The sequence below is a fragment of the Streptomyces phyllanthi genome (assembly GCF_009377205.1).
In the GTDB taxonomy this organism is placed as follows: domain Bacteria; phylum Actinomycetota; class Actinomycetes; order Streptomycetales; family Streptomycetaceae; genus Streptomyces; species Streptomyces phyllanthi.
The window spans coordinates 1-4,083 of sequence record NZ_VJZE01000640.1 but is presented as its reverse complement, the minus strand read 5'-3'; the positions used below and the strand labels follow the sequence as shown (position 1 = coordinate 4,083).

Below are 4,083 nucleotides of genomic sequence, written 5' to 3'. Positions count from 1 at the left end.
CGGTGGTTCGACGGCCGACGGTTCGGTGATCTGACGGCCGGCGTCATGGCGAGCGGCAACGGAGGAGGGCCGGGTCCCCAGGACCCGGCCCTCCTCGCATCCCTGCCGCTCCGAGTGCCTCAGAACAGCCGCAGTTTGTCGTCCTCGATGCCCCTGAGCGCGTTGTAGTCCAGCACCTGGCAGCCGATACCCCGGTCGGTGGCCAGGACGCGGGCCTGGGGCTTGATCTCCTGGGCGGCGAAGATGCCGCGTACCGGGGCGAGATGCGGGTCCCTGTTCAGCAGGTCGAGATAGCGGGTGAGCTGTTCGACGCCGTCGATCTCGCCCCGCCGTTTGATCTCCACGGCCACGGTCCGGCCCTCGGCGTCCCGGCACAGGATGTCGACGGGACCGATGGCGGTCATGTACTCGCGGCGGATCAGCGTGTAGCCCTCGCCGAGGGTTTCGATACGGTCGGCGAGCAGCTCCTGCAGATGTGCCTCCACCCCGTCCTTGATCAGACCGGGGTCGACGCCGAGCTCGTGCGAGGAGTCGTGGAGGACCTCCTCCATTGTGATGATCAGCTTCTCGCCCCCCTTGTTGGTGACGGTCCAGACACCCTCCTCGTCTCCGGACCCCTCCTTCAGCGTGCAGGGGGGAGACATCCAGTTGAGGGGCTTGTAGGCCCGGTCGTCCGCGTGGATCGAGACGCTGCCGTCCGCCTTCACGAGGATCAGGCGGGGGGCTGAGGGGAGATGGGCCGTGAGCCGTCCGGCGTAGTCCACGGAGCAGCGGGCAATGACGAGACGCATGGTCGCAAACGCTACTCGACACCCACCGTCATACGCGATTCGCCCACCTCAGGACCCGTGTGAGCGGCACCCTGACCCGAGGCATGTGCCGGAGGCAACTCGTGCGCGGCAATGGCTGATTGTGGTCCCAGGGGGGGTTCCCCGTGTACGCATTCTCCTGGTGCGGTCATCGTCGGTTGCTTACCGTATAAACGGGAGGTCGCGATGCGTGTACGCAGCGTGTGCGATATCGCGAACTTCCACCCTGTCCGTCAACCCCCGCCACCGCGGGGGTGCGAGAGGAGAACCCATGTCGCTCGACGTCTCACCGGCCCTACTCGAACAGGCCGAGCGAGGCGAGGTCGACGAAGCCGCCTTCGTCGACTGCGTCCGGACCTCCCTGCCCTACGCGTGGGAGATGATCAGCTCCCTGGTGGCCCAGCTGAAGGTCGACGGCGGTGAGTTCGCCGACAACCAGACGCCCCCGCCGGACGAGCAGGCACGTGGCCAGCTGCTGCGTGCGCTCGCGAGCGACGCGATACGCGGCGCGCTGCAGCGGCACTTCGGTGTGCGGCTGGCCTTCCAGAACTGCCACCGGGTGGCCGTGTTCCCGCTGGACCCGTCCGTGGACGACCGGCTGGCACGTTTCACCTCGGTGCGCGGTCAGTTGCTGAACCAGTCTCCGGAGCTCAGAGACTGCTGAGGCGGCCGTGCCGCGTTGCTTGCCGCTCCGTACGCGGGAGGTGCATGAGTACCGGGGCGGCAAGCTCCCCGCGGGCGCGGCCGGCCGCGGCGCGTCCGTCAGCCGAGGTGGGGGAGTACCTCGGCGCCGAGCCGCCGTACGTTCTCCTCGGTGGCCGCCAGATCGCCCGAACCCTCGACGAGCAGGGCGAAGCGCGAGATGCCGGTCCGCTCCGCCGTCGCCGCCAGCCGGTCGGCGCACAGCCGCGGGGTGCCCACCGGGTGCAGCCCGCAGAGCAGTTCGGTGTACGCCAGCGGGTCGCGCATCGTGCGGTCACGGCCGTCCACCGTCACATGGGCGTCGAGCCCCTGCCGCAGCCAGCCCGGCATGGCCTTGGTGAGCGCCTCGACCGCGTCGGTACGCCGGTCCGCGATCTGGCAGACACCGGCCGACACATGGCCGGCGACGGCGATCTCGTCCGCCGAACGGCCCGCCGCACGCGCGTGATTGCGCCACAGTGCGACCATCTCCGCCTTCTCCTCGTCCCCGACATGCATACCGAGGAGCATCGGCAGTCCGCGCTCGGCCGCGAGCCGGACGCTCGACGGCGAGGTGCAGGCGACGACGACCTCGGGGCCCGGGGCACCGCTCAGCACCTCCGTGGGCCGGGGGACGACCGGCACCTCACGGAAGCTGAATCGTTCCCCCGTGGCCTTCACCGAGGGTTCGCGCAGCCAGCGCACCAGCAGATCGAGTGATTCCGGGAACCCCTTCTCGTACGCCTCGATCCCCGTCCCGAAGACCTCCAGGTCCACCCACGGCCCACCGCGTCCCACCCCCAGGGAGAAGCGGCCGCCGGACGTCACGTGCAGCAGCGCCGCCTGCTCGCCGAGGGCCACGGGGTGGACGGTGGGGAGCACGCTGACCGCCGTGCCGACGCGCAGCCGCCGGGTGCGCCCGAGGAGTAACGCGGCGAGGGTGACGGCCGACGGGCATGTCCCGTACGGCACGAAGTGGTGCTCCGCCAGCCAGACCGAGTCCAGGCCCGCCTCCTCGGCCACCTCGGCCGTCCGTACGGCGCGGTGCAGCGCCTCCCCCTGGCCCTGTCCCGGGAACTGGGCCGCCAGTACAAAACTTCCAACGTGCATGTGTTTCCTGCTTTCTCGGCTCCGCCCGGAGCTCCCCCACCCGGCATAACCGTCTGACACGTGCCCAAGACACGGCCTGTCGGCGAGATTTGCGGATTGTCTGCACAATGCCGGGCGAAGGCGTTCCGCGGCGGTTCGTGGGGCACGCGTACCCCTGGTCGGCGCGCGTAGGCTGGACACGACCCCCGCTCCCTGTATAGCCCCGAGAGGTGTTCCGTGTCCCCGCGTCGCAACCGACCCAAGGAAGCCGGCTCGTCCGGCCACAGCGCCGACGAGGAGCGGGCGGACCGCTACGGCGGCTGGCAGTCCACGGAGAACTGGCAGAACGAGGACTGGAGCGTGCGCCATGTGGCCGGGGCGAGTGCCCAGGGCAAGACGTACCGCTGCCCCGGCTGCGACCAGATGATCCCCTCCGGCCTCCCGCACGTCGTGGCCTGGCCCCAGCACTCCGGCGTCGACGAACGCCGCCACTGGCACAAGGCCTGCTGGAACGCGAAGGACCGCCGCACCTCGAGGGCGCAGCGGTCCCGTAACGCACCGCGTTTCTAGGCGGACGGGCGGCCGGCCCGGCCCCGCCTTCCCCGCGTCACACGTCCCGCCGCTCCAGCAGCACGAACGCGCCCACGATCGCGGCCGCCGTCAGGCCCGCGAGCAGACCGAGCTGGGCGTTGCCGCCACCGCCGTCGTTGTCCAACTCGAAGATGTACGCGAGGGAGTTGGGGGCGTTGTACTCCATCATCTTCTCGCCGATCTCGCGCATGCTCTCGGAGAGCATCAGGAACGCGGGCAGGATCGCGGGCACCAGCACGATACCGAGCATCGCGGTGATCGCACCCGCCGAGTGCCGCAGCATCGAGCCCACCGCGAGGGCGAGGACACCGAGCAGTGAGACGTACAGGGCGCCCTTGAGGACCGTGTGGGCCCACTCGGTGCCCGACGCCGACGTATCGCTGTGCAGGCTCTCCGTGAACAGGCCGACCAGCGCGATCGCGGAGGCCGACACGGCGAACGCCACCACGAAGAAGATCAGCAGCTTGGCGGCGAGCACCCGCCATCGCTGCGGCGAGGCCGTGAACGTCGTACGGATCATGCCCGTGCCGTACTCCGACGAGATCACCAGCACGCCCAGCGTGATCAGGCAGATCTGCCCCAGCACCAGACCGAAGAAGGCGGGGACGGTGTACGGGACGTTCCCGAAGTCCTCGTCGGTCGTCTGCAGGGCGACCAGGAAGCCGATGCCGATGACGAGCAGCAGGAAGATGCCCAGCGTCCACATCGTCGAGCGCACCGACTTGATCTTCGTCCACTCGGAGGCGATCGCGTGCCCGAGGTGGGTGCGCACCACCGGGATTGGCGAGGTGTACGAAGAGCCGGACGGCGCCTGCCAGTTGGGCGCGGGCTGCTGGGTCACGGGAGGCTGCGGCGTGCTCATCGGGCGTCCTCGGGCTTGGTCGGGTCGATGGAGGAGGGCGCGGGGGAGGAG

The 4,083-nt window shown here is 69.9% G+C and carries 5 protein-coding genes; 2 read left to right on the top strand and 3 right to left on the bottom strand.

The annotated features are described in order from the left end of the window. Positions 1 to 119: 119 nt before the first annotated feature. On the bottom strand, positions 120 to 791 hold the full coding sequence (gene nucS, locus FNH04_RS42620; RefSeq protein ID WP_152791607.1) for an endonuclease NucS: 672 nt from the start codon (positions 789 to 791) through the stop codon (positions 120 to 122). Between the two features lie 289 nt (positions 792 to 1,080). Here nucS and FNH04_RS42615 point away from each other — a divergent pair, with 289 nt between their 5' ends. Next, the gene (locus FNH04_RS42615; protein ID WP_152791606.1) at positions 1,081 to 1,473 is read left to right on the top strand and encodes an SCO5389 family protein; all 393 of its coding nucleotides are present in this window, start codon (positions 1,081 to 1,083) and stop codon (positions 1,471 to 1,473) included. A 98-nt stretch (positions 1,474 to 1,571) separates the two neighbouring features. On the opposite strand, the gene FNH04_RS42610 is transcribed toward FNH04_RS42615, so the two are convergent. After that, positions 1,572 to 2,600 (bottom strand): LLM class flavin-dependent oxidoreductase, encoded by a 1,029-nt coding sequence (locus tag FNH04_RS42610; protein WP_152791605.1) that lies wholly within the window; start codon positions 2,598 to 2,600, stop codon positions 1,572 to 1,574. A 216-nt stretch (positions 2,601 to 2,816) separates the two neighbouring features. Here FNH04_RS42610 and FNH04_RS42605 point away from each other — a divergent pair, with 216 nt between their 5' ends. Beyond that, the gene (locus FNH04_RS42605) at positions 2,817 to 3,149 is read left to right on the top strand and encodes an ATP/GTP-binding protein (RefSeq protein WP_322725474.1); all 333 of its coding nucleotides are present in this window, start codon (positions 2,817 to 2,819) and stop codon (positions 3,147 to 3,149) included. Between the two features lie 37 nt (positions 3,150 to 3,186). On the opposite strand, the gene FNH04_RS42600 is transcribed toward FNH04_RS42605, so the two are convergent. Then, entirely contained in the window at positions 3,187 to 4,032 is an 846-nt protein-coding gene (locus FNH04_RS42600; RefSeq protein WP_152791603.1) for an ABC transporter permease, read from the bottom strand. Positions 4,033 to 4,083: the final 51 nt, after the last annotated feature.